Origin of the sequence: Nonomuraea turcica, assembly GCF_030718205.1 — a bacterium.
GTDB lineage: Bacteria > Actinomycetota > Actinomycetes > Streptosporangiales > Streptosporangiaceae > Nonomuraea.
The window spans coordinates 53,468-69,782 of the sequence record NZ_JAUZQF010000011.1 but is presented as its reverse complement, the minus strand read 5'-3'; the positions used below and the strand labels follow the sequence as shown (position 1 = coordinate 69,782).

The 16,315-nt window shown below is 69.1% G+C and carries 20 protein-coding genes; 9 read left to right on the top strand and 11 right to left on the bottom strand.

Translation table 11 applies throughout. From position 1 onward, the window contains the following. Window positions 1-88: 88 nt before the first annotated feature. The 4 genes from Q9G87_RS27585 (at window position 89) to Q9G87_RS27570 (ending at window position 3,452) form a co-directional block, all read left to right on the top strand. Window positions 89-640, top strand: a complete 552-nt coding sequence (locus Q9G87_RS27585; protein WP_305919392.1) for a hypothetical protein — start codon at window positions 89-91, stop codon at window positions 638-640. Between the two features lie 75 nt (window positions 641-715). Next, window positions 716-1,180: a MarR family winged helix-turn-helix transcriptional regulator gene (locus tag Q9G87_RS27580; RefSeq protein ID WP_305919391.1), complete on the top strand. Its 465-nt coding sequence runs from the start codon at window positions 716-718 to the stop codon at window positions 1,178-1,180. An 86-nt stretch (window positions 1,181-1,266) separates the two neighbouring features. Then, window positions 1,267-2,370 (top strand): NAD(P)/FAD-dependent oxidoreductase, encoded by a 1,104-nt coding sequence (locus tag Q9G87_RS27575; RefSeq protein WP_305919390.1) that lies wholly within the window; start codon window positions 1,267-1,269, stop codon window positions 2,368-2,370. 176 nt (window positions 2,371-2,546) lie between these two features. Further along, window positions 2,547-3,452, top strand: coding sequence for an LLM class flavin-dependent oxidoreductase (locus Q9G87_RS27570; RefSeq protein ID WP_305919389.1), 906 nt, complete (start codon window positions 2,547-2,549; stop codon window positions 3,450-3,452). Window positions 3,453-3,556: 104 nt separating this feature from the next. Here Q9G87_RS27570 and Q9G87_RS27565 read toward each other — a convergent pair whose 3' ends face one another. From Q9G87_RS27565 to Q9G87_RS27545, 5 genes are all read right to left on the bottom strand, one after another. Next, window positions 3,557-4,723: an erythromycin esterase family protein gene (locus Q9G87_RS27565; protein WP_305919388.1), complete on the bottom strand. Its 1,167-nt coding sequence runs from the start codon at window positions 4,721-4,723 to the stop codon at window positions 3,557-3,559. Window positions 4,724-4,937: 214 nt separating this feature from the next. Then, the gene (locus Q9G87_RS27560) at window positions 4,938-5,081 is read right to left on the bottom strand and encodes a hypothetical protein (RefSeq protein ID WP_305919387.1); all 144 of its coding nucleotides are present in this window, start codon (window positions 5,079-5,081) and stop codon (window positions 4,938-4,940) included. 49 nt (window positions 5,082-5,130) lie between these two features. Continuing rightward, entirely contained in the window at window positions 5,131-5,337 is a 207-nt protein-coding gene (locus tag Q9G87_RS27555; protein WP_305919386.1) for a hypothetical protein, read from the bottom strand. Window positions 5,338-5,403: 66 nt separating this feature from the next. Continuing rightward, window positions 5,404-5,964 (bottom strand): HAD domain-containing protein, encoded by a 561-nt coding sequence (locus tag Q9G87_RS27550; protein WP_305919385.1) that lies wholly within the window; start codon window positions 5,962-5,964, stop codon window positions 5,404-5,406. A 228-nt stretch (window positions 5,965-6,192) separates the two neighbouring features. Then, a complete protein-coding gene (locus tag Q9G87_RS27545; RefSeq protein WP_305919384.1) occupies window positions 6,193-6,795 on the bottom strand; it encodes an NUDIX hydrolase in 603 nt (200 codons plus the stop codon). 137 nt (window positions 6,796-6,932) lie between these two features. Here Q9G87_RS27545 and Q9G87_RS27540 point away from each other — a divergent pair, with 137 nt between their 5' ends. Then, window positions 6,933-7,664 (top strand): aminoglycoside phosphotransferase family protein, encoded by a 732-nt coding sequence (locus Q9G87_RS27540; RefSeq protein WP_305919383.1) that lies wholly within the window; start codon window positions 6,933-6,935, stop codon window positions 7,662-7,664. Window positions 7,665-7,759: 95 nt separating this feature from the next. Here Q9G87_RS27540 and Q9G87_RS27535 read toward each other — a convergent pair whose 3' ends face one another. Further along, window positions 7,760-8,716, bottom strand: coding sequence for a hypothetical protein (locus tag Q9G87_RS27535; RefSeq protein WP_305919382.1), 957 nt, complete (start codon window positions 8,714-8,716; stop codon window positions 7,760-7,762). 170 nt (window positions 8,717-8,886) lie between these two features. Further along, window positions 8,887-9,558 (bottom strand): DNA alkylation repair protein, encoded by a 672-nt coding sequence (locus tag Q9G87_RS27530; protein ID WP_305919708.1) that lies wholly within the window; start codon window positions 9,556-9,558, stop codon window positions 8,887-8,889. Between the two features lie 230 nt (window positions 9,559-9,788). Here Q9G87_RS27530 and Q9G87_RS27525 point away from each other — a divergent pair, with 230 nt between their 5' ends. Both Q9G87_RS27525 and Q9G87_RS27520 read left to right on the top strand, forming a co-directional pair. Next, window positions 9,789-10,865 (top strand): scabin-related ADP-ribosyltransferase, encoded by a 1,077-nt coding sequence (locus tag Q9G87_RS27525; protein ID WP_305919381.1) that lies wholly within the window; start codon window positions 9,789-9,791, stop codon window positions 10,863-10,865. Next, complete coding sequence (locus Q9G87_RS27520; protein WP_305919380.1) at window positions 10,862-11,419, top strand: type VII secretion system-associated protein; 558 nt, start codon at window positions 10,862-10,864, stop codon at window positions 11,417-11,419. The genes Q9G87_RS27525 and Q9G87_RS27520 overlap by 4 nt, the downstream gene beginning before the upstream one ends. A 93-nt stretch (window positions 11,420-11,512) precedes the next feature. Here Q9G87_RS27520 and Q9G87_RS27515 read toward each other — a convergent pair whose 3' ends face one another. Genes Q9G87_RS27515 through Q9G87_RS27505 form a run of 3 tightly spaced genes read right to left on the bottom strand, consistent with a single transcriptional unit; the run spans window position 11,513 to window position 12,922 of the window. Beyond that, window positions 11,513-11,854 (bottom strand): hypothetical protein, encoded by a 342-nt coding sequence (locus tag Q9G87_RS27515; RefSeq protein WP_305919379.1) that lies wholly within the window; start codon window positions 11,852-11,854, stop codon window positions 11,513-11,515. Beyond that, window positions 11,851-12,255: a YbaB/EbfC family nucleoid-associated protein gene (locus Q9G87_RS27510; RefSeq protein ID WP_305919378.1), complete on the bottom strand. Its 405-nt coding sequence runs from the start codon at window positions 12,253-12,255 to the stop codon at window positions 11,851-11,853. Before Q9G87_RS27510 ends, Q9G87_RS27515 begins: the two co-directional genes overlap by 4 nt. Window positions 12,256-12,313: 58 nt before the next feature. Beyond that, on the bottom strand, window positions 12,314-12,922 hold the full coding sequence (locus Q9G87_RS27505) for a TetR/AcrR family transcriptional regulator (protein WP_305919377.1): 609 nt from the start codon (window positions 12,920-12,922) through the stop codon (window positions 12,314-12,316). Window positions 12,923-12,993: 71 nt separating this feature from the next. Here Q9G87_RS27505 and Q9G87_RS27500 point away from each other — a divergent pair, with 71 nt between their 5' ends. Beyond that, entirely contained in the window at window positions 12,994-14,244 is a 1,251-nt protein-coding gene (locus Q9G87_RS27500) for an FAD-dependent oxidoreductase (RefSeq protein WP_305919376.1), read from the top strand. 86 nt (window positions 14,245-14,330) lie between these two features. On the opposite strand, the gene Q9G87_RS27495 is transcribed toward Q9G87_RS27500, so the two are convergent. Then, window positions 14,331-15,083 carry a GNAT family N-acetyltransferase gene (locus Q9G87_RS27495; protein ID WP_305919375.1) on the bottom strand — a complete coding sequence of 251 codons (753 nt, stop codon included), beginning with the start codon at window positions 15,081-15,083 and terminating at the stop codon, window positions 14,331-14,333. Window positions 15,084-15,419: 336 nt separating this feature from the next. On the opposite strand from Q9G87_RS27495, the gene Q9G87_RS27490 reads away from it, so the two are divergent. Continuing rightward, window positions 15,420-16,271: a hypothetical protein gene (locus Q9G87_RS27490; RefSeq protein ID WP_305919374.1), complete on the top strand. Its 852-nt coding sequence runs from the start codon at window positions 15,420-15,422 to the stop codon at window positions 16,269-16,271. Window positions 16,272-16,315 lie beyond the last annotated feature (44 nt).

Here is a 16,315-nt window from a genome sequence, read left to right as displayed (position 1 = left end):
CGATCTTCGTTTGTCCCCACCAGCACGTGGTGGCCGCGCCCGCGTCACGTGAGACGCCATCGATCCTCTGACCACATGGAGACCGTCTTTGTATGACGTCGCCCAGTTCGAAGCGCTGCTCATCGGAGGTCGTGCCGGGGTCGGCAAGAGCACGGTCGGATGGGAGATCTCCGCGCAACTGCAGGCTGCTCACGTCGCCCACTGCCTCATCGAGGGCGACAACCTGGACCAGGCGTTCCCTGCCCCACCAGGCGACCCGCACCGCACCCACATGACCGAGGCCAACCTCGCCGCCCTCTGGCACAACTACGCCGCACTGGGATACCGCAGACTGATCTACACCAACACCGTTTCCGTCCTGGAGTCCGACCTCATCGCCCGCGCCATGGGCGGCACGCCCCGCATCACCTCGATACTCCTGACCGCTGACGACGCAACCGCCCGACACCGCCTCGGTGCCCGCGAGATCGGCAGCCAACTGGACGCGCACCTGACCCGCAGCGCCCGCATGGCCCGGCACCTGGACACCAACGCGCCCTCGTGGGTAGTGCGGATCCCCACCGACGGCCGCTCCGTTGCCGACATCGCACGCGACGTCATCGCTGCCACCAACTGGTCGACCGAGCAGACACAGGGCTAGCGTCATCGTGATGAACCGCCGTAGGGCCATGTCCGGAAGCGGTAGTTCGTTCCACGAATTTGTTACCCTGGGGCAGTGAGCAAGCATGTTGACGGCCAGATGGGGACGGTGGCCGCGCTGGTACGGTCAACGTTCCTGGTGAATGCCGTGTACGCAGATTCCGCCCGCGAGTACGGCCTCACCCAGCAGCAGGGCCAGTTGTTGTGCGTCTTGATGGCCCAGCCGTATGGCATGAGCGAGCTGGGTGCGATGCTCGGCCTGGCCAAGTCGAGCCTGACCGGCATGGTGGACCGCAGCGAGCGCAACGGCCTGGTCCAACGCAAACCCGATCCGCAAGACTCCCGCGCGGTGAGGGTGGCGCTCACCAAGCAGGGCGCCAAGCTCGCCGACGCGTTCTACACCGAGACCTGCCGCCGCATCGATGAACTGACCTCGGGGTTCGCGCCGGCGGAGCGCGACACGCTCGCCGCCCTGCTCGGCCGCGTCGTGACGGACAACAAGGTTCCCTCCGTCTTCATGGAGCCGGATTCCATACGCTGAACCCAAGAAGGAGTTGCGGTTCGTACTACGAACTAATATGGTTCGTGACACGAACTGCAGCCCTTTTTTGTGTTGGAGCGTAAATCATGAGTCGTACAGTCGTGGTCATCGGCGGAGGTTACGGTGGTTCTGCGGTCGCCAAGGCGCTGGACGCCGAGGCCGACGTCGTCCTCATCGACCCCCGTGACGCGTTCATCAACTCGGCCGGCTCCCTGCGGGCGCTGACCCAGCCCGACTGGGCGCACAACATGTTCTTCCCCTACGAGCAGTGGCTCAGGCGCGGCACGGTGGTTCGCGACCGCGCGGTCTCGGTGGACCCCGGCGGCGTCACCCTGGCCTCGGGCCGGCGGGTCGAGGCCGACTACCTGGTCCTGGCCACCGGCTCCAGCTACGCCTACCCCGCCAAGCCGGCCGCCGACTCCACAGACGAGGTCCTGGACAACCTGCTCCGTACCCACAAGGAGCTGGCCGGCGCCGAGCGGGTGCTGATCCTCGGCGCCGGGCCGGTCGGCCTGGAACTGGCCGGCGAGATCAAGGAAGTCTGGCCGCACAAGCACGTGACCATCATCGACCCCGCCGAGCAGCTGCTGGCCGCCTTCCCCGCGGAGATGCGCGAGGAGCTGCGCCGCCAGCTCGACGAGCAGGACATCCACCTGCGGCTGGGCACCGGCCTGACCGCGCCTCCGGCGACCGGGCCCGGCCAGGCGGCGACCTTCACCGTCACCACGACCGGCGGGGAGGAGATCACCGCCGACATCTGGTTCCGCGCGCACGGCGTGCACGTCAACAGCGACTACCTCGCCGACGGCCGGCTGACGACTCGTACGCCGCAGGGGCAGGTTCCCGTCACCGAAACCCTCAACGTCCACGGGCACGACGCCGTTCATGAGCACGTCTACGCCATCGGCGACATCACTGACGTCGCCGAGACCAAGATGGCCGGGTACGCGATACAGCACGCCGAGGTCGTGGCCCAGAACATCATCTCCCAGCTGCGCGGCGAGCAGCCGGGGGCCACCTACCAGCCGCTGCCCCACCCGATGATCCTGCTGCCGCTCGGCCCGCGTGGGGGTGTCGGCCAGTTGCCGACCCCCGACGGACCCGCCGTCGTCCCGGCCGAGACCGTCTCGGCGTACAAGGGGGCGGACCTGTTCACCGGCCGCTTTACCGAGCAGTTCGGCGGCGCCTGACATGGACTACACGCGGCTGGGCCGCAGCGGCCCAGCCGCGTGCCGGCTCGTCCTGGGCACGATGAACGTCGGGACGGCAACTTCCGAACAGGGCAGCCACGCAATCATGGACCGTGCGCACGAGCACGGAAGCGTACGCCTGGTGAACATCTCCATTTGCACGGAAAGGCAGAACATTGTCCGCACATAACGTCGTCTTCGGTTTTGGCGCGCATTCCGCCATTGATGACATACCCGAGCTGTTGCGCATGACCCAGCAGGCCGACCGGGACGGGCTGGACATCTTCACCTTGTCGGACCACCCCTACATCGGTGAGCGCCTGGACGCCTACGCCGCACTCGGCTTCATCCTGGGGCGTACGCAGCACATCGCCGGGTTCGCCAACGTCACCAACCTGCCGACCCGGCCCGCGCCCATGCTGGCACGAACGGTGACGTCGCTGTCGGCGCTGTCGGACGGCCGGATCGTGCTCGGCATGGGTGCGGGCGGGTTGTGGGATCGCATCGCCGACATGGGAGTGCCCCGGCTGACGCCCGGCGACGCCGTGGACGCCTTCGAGGAGGCGATCGTCCTGGTCAAGCTGCTGTCGGGCGGCGGCCCTCCGGTCACCTACCAGGGCAACCACTACCAGGTCCACCAGATCGAGCCCGCTCCCGTCGCCGCGCCTCCCGTGTGGACCGGATCGGTCGGCCCGAAATCCCTGGCCGCCACCGGCCGGGTGGCTGACGGCTGGATCCCCGGCCACGCGGCCGACTGGCTCAGCGAGCGCTACCGTACCTCGCGGCCGATCATCGACGAGGCGGCGGCGTCGGTCGGCCGCGACCCGAGCGAGATCCGTACGATCTTCAACTTCCCCGGACGCATCACCGACCGGCCGCTGCCCGCCACCCGCGACCGCGACGGCCGCTGGCTCGGCGGCTCGGTCGACCAGTGGGTCGAGGAGCTGACCGGCGCCGTGCTGGAGCACGGCGCCTCGGGCTTCACCCTCTTCTCCGCCGGCCACGGCGCCCCTGACCTGACCCTCCTGGCCCGCTGGGCCCAGGAAGTCGTCCCGTCCGTCCGCGAGGCGATCGCGAAGTAGCGCGACACTGGCGCATGCTGCTCCCGGGCGGCGGTGGTGCACCAGCCATGACGCCGACCGGGAGGTAACAACCGACGTCAGGCCAGACCGACAGCCATGTGCTGTCAACCCAGCTTTTTCAGCTCGACAGCCTGCTTGAGGAAGACGATGCCGTCGATCATGTCGAGCTGGGCCGGGTCCAGCGGGAAATAGGCGAAATCGTGGGAGATGCGCGGGGCGGGCTTCGTGATGGCCCCGGCCAGGCGGCGGGCGTCGATGAGAGAGCGGTCCCACGGGAGCGTGGACAGGATGCCCTCGACGGTGTCCGGGGGCGGGGTGTTGTCGCCGACCGTGCCGAGGGCTGAGGCCAGGAAGGCGTACCGGTCGCCCAGGTGCGCCGCGATGATCGCTCCCGCGCTCCACCACTCCAGCAGCTGGTCGCCGAACGGCATCAAGCTCTTGTTCCGCTGCAGGTGGAGGTTGCTGGAGAAGACCAGGGCCGGGCCGTGCTCGGCGACGGCACACAGGTTGGCGGCCATCATCGCGTCCCGCAGGGCCGACAGCCGCGTCCACCGTCCCGGGGACGCGTCGGCCATCCAGTAGTGGTAGCGGAGCAGGCCGGTGGCGGTGCGCCCGTACAGTGCCGCCCGTTCCCTGTCCTCCGCGCTCAGCCGCGGTGCCTGCGTGTCGAGCAGCGCCACCAGGTCGTCGGCGATCAGTCGCAGCCGCTGGGCCTCGGCCGACTGGCCGATCGACTGGGACGGATCCATGGCCGTGGCCTCGTTCGACCACCGGTCGTCCGGGCCCAGCAGCGTGTCGAGGGTTTCCCTGGTCCAGGGGAGCGGGCCGTCGAGGAGGTCGTAGAGGGCGGTCAGCGCCTGGCGCGGGCTCGCCGCCCAATACTCCAGAGGGCCGTCGAACCCGAAGAACCGGAGCTTTTCGTCATGCTCCTCGTTGTACGCCCGCATCCAGCGTACGAGCTCGCGGTTCGCCGGTGACGCGCCGAAGCCGTGGCTGAAGCCGCGTTCCATGACGTCATCGAGCGTGCCCGCGCCCGTCGTGACGTAGTCGTCCACCACGAGGCCCATGAGACAGTCGCTCTCGATGGCGAACGACCGGTAGCCCTCGTGCTCGACCAGATGCCGGAAGATCTCGTTGCGCAGCTCGCCCAGTTCCCCCACGAAGTGTCTGGCCTCGCCCAGGCCGAGCAGCAGGGGCTGGGCGGGCAGCGACCGGAGGAACGCTGAGACGCCCGCGCCGTCGAGCGGACGGGCTGTGTCCTTGATGTCCATAGCCTTAACGGTATCTTTGAACTTCCGGTGTAAACTTTGCCGTCCGTATACTTGCTTTCATCGCGATGGACCTTCAATCGGTGATGCACCCATGAGGCCAGTGGGCCTTGATCCGAAAGTAGGCGAAGCCGCGTGGGCTGGCGGTGGCAGTCTTGAGAAAGGCGTGCTGCAGGTTCTCTGAGCGCGCACTTGAGTGGTGATCGAGTCGGGTGCGTCAGTGCTCGCGGTGGAGCTCGTGGTAGGCACGAAAGTCGAAGAAACGCAGACCGTCGATCACGACCCCGGACTCGATTGCCTGCGGAGTCCAAGGGTGGGCGGAGTAGTCGTCAGTGGCCACGCCTCCGTGCTCAAGCAGCATCGAGACCAGTTGGTGGCCCTCCGCCGTGCCGTCGATCCGCCCGGAGGTGTCATCTGCACTGCCCAGGTTGGGCGGTGTCCATGGTCGCCTCGAGGACTGCCACGTCGTCGGGATCCCAGTCGGAGAAGAGGCAGCCTGTCTGCTCGTCGTCGATGTTGATGTAGAAGTTGTCGGCCAGAGTCCACGGATCGCGCTGCTGGGGCAGGTGCCGATCGAGTGAGGTGACGGTCTCAGCTCGCTCACCTGCGGGGAACACGAACACAGTACGCAGGGGCGGAGCATAGGCGGTGCAGCGTGCAAGGCGCCTTGCCGCTTGGGAAGTTCAGGCCGCATCATGCGACGACGGCGTTCCGCGCATCGTGTGCAACCACTCATTCAGGGCGGCGTAGTCGGCGTCGCCGAGGCCCCGACTGGGATCGACACGATGGAGCAGGGCATGTCCTCGGTGGTGCGCGGATACCCAGGCTCGATCGATGTCAGTGATCTCATCGTCGACCCAGGCGAACGAGCGTCCTGATGCCCAGTCGACGAGAGGGCGGGTCTTCCAGTGAATCCCGTCTCGCTCGTCCTGTTCGTCGACGTCGGATGGCTGCGGCCAGATGACCACAGGCAACCGCGGCAGGCCGAGCCGCGGTGCGATGCACTCGTTCGCATCGTCCATCCATGTCGTTGCCCAGACCAGATCGCACGGTAGTGCCGTTAGTCGGGGTCCGTGCGCGGGATTGATCCTGGCCAGAAGTGGATTCGAGCGTGCCCCTCGTGGGTCGCGAGGCGTTTGATAAGTCGGGTGCCCGTTCGGATACTGCTCCGGTGCCGCGCCGAAGGGAATGAGCGGTCCGTCGACATCGAGGAAGAGCAAGGGGAGCTGGGTAGGGCCGGTCACGGCTGCACGATAGCGGCCTACCCTGACAGGCCCGACTTGATGAGAAGGCCCGTCAAACAGCGGGAGCGGCTTCATACCTGGCGAAAGCTCCCAGCCAGGAGCCGAACATGAAAGACGTCCGCATCGACATCTACGGAGCCCTTACCGAGGAGGACCTGCCCGTGGGCGAAGGAGCGGGGCTCAACCGAGCCGTCGGTGAACTCGTACAGCTCGTGGCCGACGCCGGTCCTACGCGCCACCGGCCCCAGCACCGCCGACTACTGTCACGCAGCCCGGATCCGAGTGGCCGAGTAGGGCCGCGAGTCTGCTGGACAGCCGTACCCCAGCCGTCGTCGCACGCCCAGGCGTCCACCGGATGTCATGGATCTCGCTGGCGTCTGGCCGCAGCATCGGGGCAGCGTCGACGTGGACGGCGAAGGCGAAGTCCAGGTGCCAGTGTGCAGGCTCGCCTCGGCTGGGCCGAGCGGGGACGTCCCCCAGCACCACCTCGACCGGGCCGGCCGAGGCCGGAGAGGTATCGGTGTGGCGAATACCAGTCTCCTCGTACAGTTCCCTCAGGCCAGCGTCAAGCAACGAATCGTCGCGAGGGTCCAGATGACCTCCAGGTGGCAACCACAGCCCGAGGAACCGGTGATGCACCTCCAGAATCAGCCCGCTGGGGTTGATGGCCGCCACACTGCACGTGACATGACCTTGCAGGTGGGAACGGGGGGTGATGTCCGCGCGATCGAGGATCGCGCGGACAGCGGCCTCAAGGCCGTGCAGCTCGTCAGGATAGGCAGCAAGATAGGCCAGGAGCGTTTCCTGCACTTCCCGCATCGCAACCGCCACGGGCGAGTTCCTTCTTTAGAGCCAGCCGATGGACCACGCGTCGATCCAACCAGGTACGTGCCATGGCCGTCCGCGGAACTCGCCCTCTGCGCCAGCCGCGAGCGGGCGGCGGCTCGCCGAATAGGAGGACTCTCGCCATGCGACAGGTCCCGGCTGAAATTCCCCTGACCGGAGGGCGCATCACCTCGGGTGTCGTCCGCGTCGCTGATACCGTTCGACGCCCCGCCACCGACTCCTCCGCCTTCGTCGCTCAACTGCTGACGCACCTTCAGCAATGCCGATTCCCGGGAGCGCCGCGCTATCTCGGACGGGACGCAGCCAACCGTGACATTCTCAGCTACCTGCCCGGTTGGGTGCCAGCCAAGTTCCGGCGCTGGAGCGACACCCAGGTCGCTTCAGCCGGCGTGCTTCTTCGCTCGTTGCACGACGCCACTCGCAGTAGCGGCCTCAACGGAAAGCATCCGGTCGTCTGCCATCACGACCCCGGACCGAACAACACGGTGTTCCGCGCCGGGCTACCGGTCGCCTTCATCGACTTCGACACCGCCGCCCCTGGTGATCCGCTCGAGGACATCGGATACATGGCCTGGACGTGGTGCATCTCTTCCAAGAGCACCGCGCCGCCGGCTGCTGCGCAAGCCGCCCAGGTGCGGGTCCTCGTCGATGCTTACGGACTCACTGGCGCGCGCCGCGCTGCCGTTGTTGACGCGATCCTCGACCGCCAGTCCCGCAACATCCGGTGGTGGGCAGAGCGCCTAACCGACTCCGGCCATGGTCCGGCCAGCCCCGAAGAGATCATCGTATGGTCCAAACGCGAACACGCCTACACCAACGCCAACCGCCCTGACTTCGCAGCGGCACTGCGATGACGCCAAGTGCGAGGCTACTCATTGGGAGCCCTGGCCGACATCGTGCCGAGTCGGGATAGCGGATTGTGGTCGATGAGCGGGTGACGTCGAGACCATCACGTGCTCTTCAACGTTCGTGCCAGCCCTGTGGCCTGCGCGGCGATCGCGATGACCAAGAGGACGACGAGGGCGATCGGGTGCCATGCGGGGCTCTGGTCGATGTAGCTGGTCTGGTCGTCGTAGTTCATCTCGTTCGACAGCGGCTGGAGCCAGGTGAACAATCCCAGGAACGCCAGATACGGCACGCTGAGCATGTACGTGGGCACCATCGTCGCCGGCGTGCCCCCCCGTCGCAGCATGCGCCAGCCCAGCCATGAGAGGGGCAGCGCGGTCACCGCCAGCGGGATCAGCCATCGGCCCAAGAGGACCGTAGTCTCCTCGGCCCGGCGAACCAGCGAGTGGCGCGAGCTTTCGGTCCACGGCAAGCCGAAGAGGTCCGTCGGAGTCCTGGGCTCAGTCGCCAGTTGGATCGCCACCAGATTGATGACCGCATAGGCGGTGACGGCCAGGAGCGGGCCGAGCAGCAGGAGTGAGCCCCGGCCGGCGAGCCGCCAGTCGCTGGAGCGTATAGCCAGGACCAGCGCGACCAACTGGGTGACCGCGGCAGCCAACAGGACGAGGCTTAGTGCGGGGTCATACCAGGGCGGATCGAGCCGCACGAACGGCGGGCTGGAGAATGCCCGGATCGGGAAAGCGGCGATCGGGTTGAGCCAGTGAAGGCACAGCAGGCCGATCTCGTATAACCCCGTCACCAGGCCGGTGAGCGCCATCACCCCCGGCGAACGCCGGCGTGCGGCCCATAAGAGGTAGATCGCGAAAGCCAGCTGGATCGCGGCGATGGTCAAGGAGCGCTGCAGGCCGAACTCCTCGAGCGCCACAATCGGACCGGCGGGATGGTCGACTTGGACACCGTCGAGGTTGTCGCGGGACTGGGCGACGGCGGCGAGGTTGAGCGCGAGCACGATGATCGCGTACGGCCCCGCCGCACGCATGAGAGCCGGCGAGAGGTCCATATGCCCTTGGACCTCGCCTGATCGGAAAAGGTTGCAATCGGCGCGAGACCACCGAGCTCGCGTAGTCCGGCGCGTGCCCGAGCTTCGACGACTGGGGGGCACGCCGGCCCTACGGCTGGCCGTTCCTCATCTGTGGGCTGATCATGATCATCGGGTTGATCGCGTCGTTGTTACCGCCGACTCCCCGAAGAAGTCGCCGTTTCATCGTGCTGCCGGCGTACCATCTCGGTGATCCAGATGGGCGCGAACGGAGACGTGCAGCCCGGGGAAGTCGGGTAGTCCTTGAGCACCTCCAGGCGCTCACCGATGTCGATGGCGCGGGCGCGGTGCTCGGCGTGGTCGATCCCGATCTGAGCCAGGCAATGGTTCATCGCCCACTGCAGGCGATCCGGGGCGTCTTTCATCTGCGCCTCGATGACGTCGAGCAGTCCTGCGAGGTCGAGGACCTCGGGCTTCTTCGTCACGCGTTCGGTGGTCAGTGCCCAGCCGGCGCTCGCGACCACTGGATCCGGATCGGCGGACCAGGCCAGGCGCAGCTCTTCGGAGTGCGGGCTCTTCTTCACCACGTAGTTCACGAGCCAGTCGTGCACCTTGGGTGTGCGCGCCTCGCGCACCATGACGTCCAACTCGTCACGCTTGAACGCCTTCGGGCGGCAGATCAGCATCGCGAGCAGTCTCGCCGCGGTGTCATTCGTTGCCCAGAGCCGGGACGCGAGTTCCTGCTGCGTCTTTAGGCGCTTCGCGAGCGCGCGCAGCTTGCTGAGGTTCACGCCGTGATCGTCACCGTGTCTCTCGTTCACCGCGCGGATCTTCGGGTCCTCGAGCTCGGCCAGCTCGGCCATCACCTCGGCCACCGTCGTCTCGGTCGGCGTTGTCTCGGCCACCTCAGCCTCCTGTCCATCACGTGCGAGATGCACCCTACGACGGAAGTCGGCCTCCTGTCGTACACGCCGGTTAGGCGGCGGGCCTCGGGCCGCACCCTGCCGTGGCGCGGTGTGAATCTCCCCGCCTCGGCCCGCAGCTCAGTACAGTGACGTGATCAAGCGTAGGGACCGTGGCGAGGAGGGGCACCATGGGGCTGCAGCCGCCGCCCGAGCTCGCCACGCTGCTCAACGTCGTCTTCTCGTGGCCGCTGATCGATGAGGTCGTGCTGTACGAGGCCGGGACCCGGTGGATCTCCTTCGCGGTGACGGCGGTGCGCGTCTCCTCGACCGCTGCCACGCACGCCGCCCGGACCGTCGAGCGCAACGACGGCGAGGGGGTCCGGTCGTTCGGCGGCGAGTGGAGTGACACCGCGGAGCGCTCCGGCGACGCGATCGCCGCCGCGCTGCTCATCGGCGCAGCGCTGCAACTCTCGGCCATGATCGTGCTTGCGATGAAGGTGGCGCTGATCGTCGTCCTCGTCCGGCTCGCCATGAACCTGTCGCGGCTGGCCACGGCCTCGGGGCCGACGGCCGGCGCCTCGCTGGCGGCCGTTCCTACCGTCGTGGCCGGCGCGAGGACGGCCGCGCGGGAGATCATCCGCAAGATGGTCGACCTGCTGGAACGCGGCGCGCTGCGCCTGTTCGCCCGCGCTTCGGCGCTGCTGCGCAAGCCCCGCGCCAAGGTGGGGGCCGGGGCGATCCCGCCCGGCAAGCGCCCGCCGACTCCCGTGCGCGACCCGGACAACTACCTCGAGGCGGCGGCCGACAAGAGCGTGGACGTCAGGTCGATCACGCCGTACCCCATCTGGCGCCGCGATCGGGAGCCGGTCTACCGCGCCTCGGACAGTTCACCGGACGAGATCTTCGAGCAGGGCTTCCATCCGCGCGACCCGTCGATGACCAACCTGTCCGACCACGTCCTCAAGAGCAGGCCGTCCGCCTTCGTCGGGACCAGCACCCGCATGGACATCGACGCCGCGTTCCCGCGTCGCCACGTCTACGAGGTCGACGCCCCCGGCGGGATCGACGTCCAGGAGACCGTACGGGCCGCGCCCCATCTGTCCCATGAGCGCGAGATCGCCTTCCCCGGCGGCGTACACCGGAGGTACATCTCCGGCGCCTGGCCGCAGGGGTCACCCAGGACACCGCAGAACTTCATCCCCAACCCGCACTACGACCCTTACCCCGGCCATCCAGGGGTGGTGCCGTCAGGAGGATCGCCGTGAACGACACCCCGCCGCCCCCGATCACCGACGAGCTGCGGCGGCAGGCGCGGCTGCGCCCGGGCTCCTGGATGTACGCGGTCGATCCGTTCTTCGACCCCGACGGGGAGGTCCCGCCGTACGGCATCGTCGGCGCCTGGCGAGTCGACGAGCGTGGCGAGATCACCGGCGAGTTCCGCCATAACACCGGCTATCGGCCCTCGCCGGTGGCGCTGGGCTACCCCGAGCCCAGCGACCCGCTCGACCGTGCCGTGCAGCTTGCCTCGACCGGCTACGCCTCCGGCGATGACCTCGTTCCGCTGCTGCTTGAGGCGGACGTGATCGTGGCCGCCGGCCCCGGTGGCGGCGTGCCGGTGTTCGACACGGGCGAGGGCCGGGCTGCGTTCGCCTACACGGCCCAGGCCCGCCTGCCGGACGCCCTGCCGGACGGTGCCACGGGCTGGCAGCGCCTGCGCGGCCGCGACCTGGTCGCGCTCCTGCCGGCGGACGTCGGCGTCGCCGTCAATCCCGAAGGGCCCGCGGGCGTGCTCCTCGCCTCCGACGAGCTTCGCCTCTGACCCGCACCTGGCCCGCACTGACCGCCCCTGACCCGCACTGGCCCGCACCTGACTCGCACCTGGGCGGAGCTGCCGACTCCCGCGGCCCGGCCATCACAGCCGTTCGATGGCCCGCTCGATCCGCGTGGCCTCTTCCTCGCCGCGCTGCTGCGCGGCCCTGTAGTTCGCCTCCATGACGTGCACATGGTCTCCCGAGGTCACCTGCCGCTCTCCCAGAGCCTCGCACACCTCCAGCGCCTTCTGGGTGACCGCAAGGTAGGCGGCCTTGACCATGCTCCCGGCCTCCTCGCCCCAAGGGTCGCCGTCTCCCTCGAGATGGGCGCGTAACGCCCCCACCGTCTCCAACCAGGTCGTACCGGTCTCACCCAGGCCCGTGCCGGTGCCGCGCAGGTCGGCGTGGGAGACGTCCATCCCCTGGCCGGGGCGCTCGCTCACCGCTCCTCCAGCCGCCGCACGACCAGCTCGACCCCATCGGCGAACGCGTCCAGCTGCCGCATCACGTCGGCGTGCGCCCCGCCCAGCGTCACGGCGAGCCCCCGCGGATCCGTCAGCTCGGCCGCCTCCAGCCCCGGTACGCCTGCCCGCAGGTCGTCCAGCGCGGCGTTGACCGCCGCGAGAATCTCCCGTGCGAGGTCCTCCGACGCCATCCGCATGACCCGCGGGTTGAGGTGCAGCTCGTGCAGGCGCCCGTCCGGACCGGCCACGGCCCGCACCTGCCCGTCCGCCGCCGCACCGTCGCCGCGCAGGGCGGCGTCCGCACCCGGCTCCGCCGTCCGCGCGAGCTCCTGGATGGCCTCTGCCAGCATCTCGCCGATGCGCTGCCCGTTCTCGTGCACAGTTACCTTTATCGCACCATTGCGGCCGCGCACCACCCCACCGAGTCGTACGCCACGATCACTGAGGCGCGGGAGGCGGCTGGCGGTAGCCGGTGACGGTGGCGAGGACCGCATCGCGCCAGCGGGCCTCCGCCTGGTCGGAGGGGCCGAGATGGCCTTGGAGTTCGAGGGTGGCCAGCCCGTGCACCAGGCCCCACAGTTGCTGGCCGACCAGCCGCGGGTCGCGACCGGGCAGCTCCCCGGCGTCGGCGAAGCGCTGGAGTGCCTGCACGACGCGAGCGAGGCTGCGACGGGCCAGCCGCGCGTCGTCCCCGACGGGACGGAAGCCGGGCACGCTGCCGCTCATGAACAGGCCGTAGAGGTTGGGCTCTTCCCGGGCGGCGGTCCGGTAGGCGAGCGCCAGTGCGGTGATCTCCACGAGCGGGTCGTCGTGCTCGGGGACGGCCTCGTGGTGGCGGCGCATGGTTTCGGCCGCCTGCTGGTAGAGCGCGCGGAGCAGGCCCTCCTTGTCGCCGAACAGGCTGTAGACCGCCCGCGTGGTGGTCTGGGCCTCCTGTGACACCCGCCGGACGCTCACCCCGGCGGATCCCTCGCTCGCCAGAAGGTCGCCGGCCACCGCCAGCAGTGCGCGGCGGGTCTGCTCGTCGTGCTCGCGTGGGCGTCCCATGCTGGACAGCCTATCGCAACGCTGTTACGTTACGCCGTAACGGAACAGTGTGACGAAATGAGGAGAGCGTCATGGACTACGACGTCGTGATCGTGGGAGCCAGCGTCAGCGGCTGCACCGCCGCGATCCTGTACGGACGGGCCGGCTTACGCGTCGCGCTGCTGGAAAAGCACCGCAGCATCGACACCCCCAAGCGGCTGTGCGGCCACTTCCTGCTCGGCCGCGCCCAGACCCCGTTACGGCGGCTCGGCCTGTGGAACGACCTGCTGGCCACCGGCGCGGGCACCGGTGACGTCTCCATCCGGACCGCGTACGGCTGGACCGACCGCTCCCGCGGCGGCGTCCCGCCGTTCCTCAGCGTCCGGCGTACCACCCTCGACCCGATCCTGCGCGGCAGCGCCGCCGCCACCGGTGGGGTGGACCTGCTCCTCGGCCGTACGGTCACGGGCCTGCTCACCGAAGGACGCCGCGTGACCGGCGTCCGCGCCCGGCTGCTCGACGGCACCGAGGAAACCCACGCCGGCCGCCTGATCGTGGGTGCCGACGGCTACCGGTCCAAGGTCGCCTCGCTGGCCGGCGTCCCCGAGCGGTTCACGCCCAACGGCCGCGCGTTCTTCTACACCTATTACCGGAATTTGCGGCATACGCTCCCCACCCCCGCCGCCCTGTGGTGGCACGAGCGGGACTGGGTGGTGCTCGCCCCCACCGACGGTGGGCTGACCCAGGTGGCGGTCATGCCCGCCAAGGACACCCTGCCCCCAGATCTGACCGACCACGCGGGCTACATCGAGCGCTACGTCGCCTCGCTGCCCGACGCCCCCGACCTGACCCTCGCCGAACGGGCTGCCAAGGTCGTCATCGCCCCCGACTACCCGCTCATCCGCCGTCACCCCACCCCCGCGCCAGGCCTGGCCCTGATCGGTGACGCGGCCCTGACCGCCGACCCGACACCGGCCCCCGGCTGCACCTGGGCGCTGCTGTCGGGTCAATGGCTCGCCGACGCCACGGCGCCGGCCCTGCTCGCCGGCGACGACCCGGCGTCCGCGCTGCGCCGCTACCGGCGGGCCCACCGCGCCCTCGAGCGCGAACACGCCTTCATGCGGGGCGGCGCCGAAGCCGCCCCATCCAACCCGGTGCAACGACTGCTCCACGAGGCCGCGGTGCACGACCCGGAGGTGGCCCGCCGCCTGGCGCTGGTCGGGATGCAGGTCGCCCCCACCATGTCCCTGCTCAACCCGGCCCTGGCCGCCCGTGCCCTGCTCGTCCGCCACCGCGGCAGACGACGCTCCGCGGGACGGGCAGGCCAGGCGCATGCCGTATAACGCCCGATCTCACTCCGCACCACGTTGGCGAGCCGGTCGACCTGGGCTGCGGGCCGCGACGGGGCAATCTGCTCGCCCCACTCGTGCTACGCGCGCAGCGAGATGTGCAGAGCCTCGCCGACCTTGCGGTAGCCGACGCGGGCGTAGACGCGGGCGGCGTCGTCGTCGGCTGGGGTGAGGAACGGGATGGTGATGCCGGCATCGGCGCCCGCGCGGGTCAGGAGCGCCGTGACCGCGCCCCCGATGCCGCGCCGCCGGTGCGAGACGCGTACGGCGATGCTGGCGACCTCGGCGACCCCCTGGTACGGGCTCCCGGTCTGGCCGGCGCCGACGACGTCCGCGGTCGTGGTGTCCACGACGGCGGCCACGATCCCGCCGCCGTCCAGGATCCGCCGTAGCCGTGCGACGTCATACTCGTTCGCCTCCGGCGCCTCGAACGCCGCGTTCATCACATGGGCGACCTGCCAGAGGCCTGCGTCGGTGGTCACGAGCTCGATCCGTACGGTGGGATCCACGGGCGTGTCCACGACCTCGTCCGGCGGGCACACCAGCAGCGGGTAGCGCCCTTCCACGGTGAACCCGGCCGCGAGCAGCGCGCCCTCCACTTTCGGCGCTGCCTGGGGCACGTACTCCAGACGAGGCGTCCTGGCCCGTTCGCGGAACGCCGAAACCAGCGCGGCGACCTGGTTCTCGGTGGGGTCGGCGTCGTCGTCGGGGATGGCGTAGTTGAACGGGAGCGCGTCGTTGTGCTCGTCCAACCTGATCGTGAACGGCCCACGCCGCCGCGCCCGAGCCCCGGCGGCCGAACGGAGATACGCGTGGACGTCTGCGCCGAACACGTCAGATCCTTTCGGAGAAGCGACAACTCCGACAGATCGTAGACCCGCCTGTGATCACGCCGTACCTCGGCTCAGTGCGGTGGCCCGGTGTTGTTCCAGACGTACCACTTGAGTCCCCGGCGACGCGTGAGGTCGACGCCGCCGCGGGTGGCGCCCGGTGGACCTGGCTGGTCAATGTTCGCGGTCAAGTGGTCAACGTCGCCACCTGGATGGTCATCGACAGGACACGTACGCAGGAGTCGCTGGAAACGTCCGGATGCGGTTCGGCGCTCCGGCGGCTCTCGCTCACGGGTGCCGCTCTCGCCGGAGCACATCCACGCGAGAGGAGAGTCACAGGTGAGATCACCTTCAAAGCTGCGTCGTACGGTGGCCGGGCTGGCAGTGGGCAGCGCCGTCGCCACTGGCGTGTTCGCCATCGACACGACCAGCGCCAGCGCCAGCGCCCCTGACCCGTTCGACGGGTTCGGCTCCAGCGGGTTCTTCGGGTCCGGGGGTTCGAGTGACCCGGGCGGGTTCAGCCTGCCCGACTCATTCGGCGGCGGCGGTAGCCCCCTCGACGACACCTTCAACGGTCTCGTCGACGACTTCTTCGGCAGCTCCGGGCTGACCGCCCCGCGCACCGGCAGCACGTCGCCGAGCACGTCCGGTGGCGGCTTCGACTTCCCCACCTTCGCCAAGAACACGCTGCAGAAGCTTGGCAGCGAGGCACTGAAGCGGCTGTACGAGAAGAGCACCAAGTCGAAGAACACGTCTCGCAACGGCGGTTCGTTCGGAACGAACGACTGGTACGGCCGGATCCGGCCGGGCCTGCAGGGGCAGAGGTGCCGCCCGCCCGCCTACGTCCGCCTGTTCGGGACCACGGTCCGCAGCGGCAGGTTCGCCTCCCAGGCCTTCATCGGCGGCAGGAACCTCGGCAAGACGCTGATCGTCGGCCGCAACGCCTTCCTGGCCCCCTTCGGCGACAAGCTCAAGCCGCGGAGCACCGCCAGCTACTTCTTCCTGTCGCGGCGGAACGCCGAGTCCTTCAGCCCGCAGCCCAGGGTCGCCAAGAACACCGTTCTGGAAGACCGCACCCGTTACTCGGCCAACTTCCTGGACCGGGGCGTCACCTACACCGTGCTCGTCAAGTACGTCAACACCTGCAACGAGCAGGTCGTCGACGTGCTGGGCCGCGTCCGGCGCCGCTGAGCCGCCGCGAAGACGTGCCCCGCAGCAGTCGCCCGGCGGGAGCC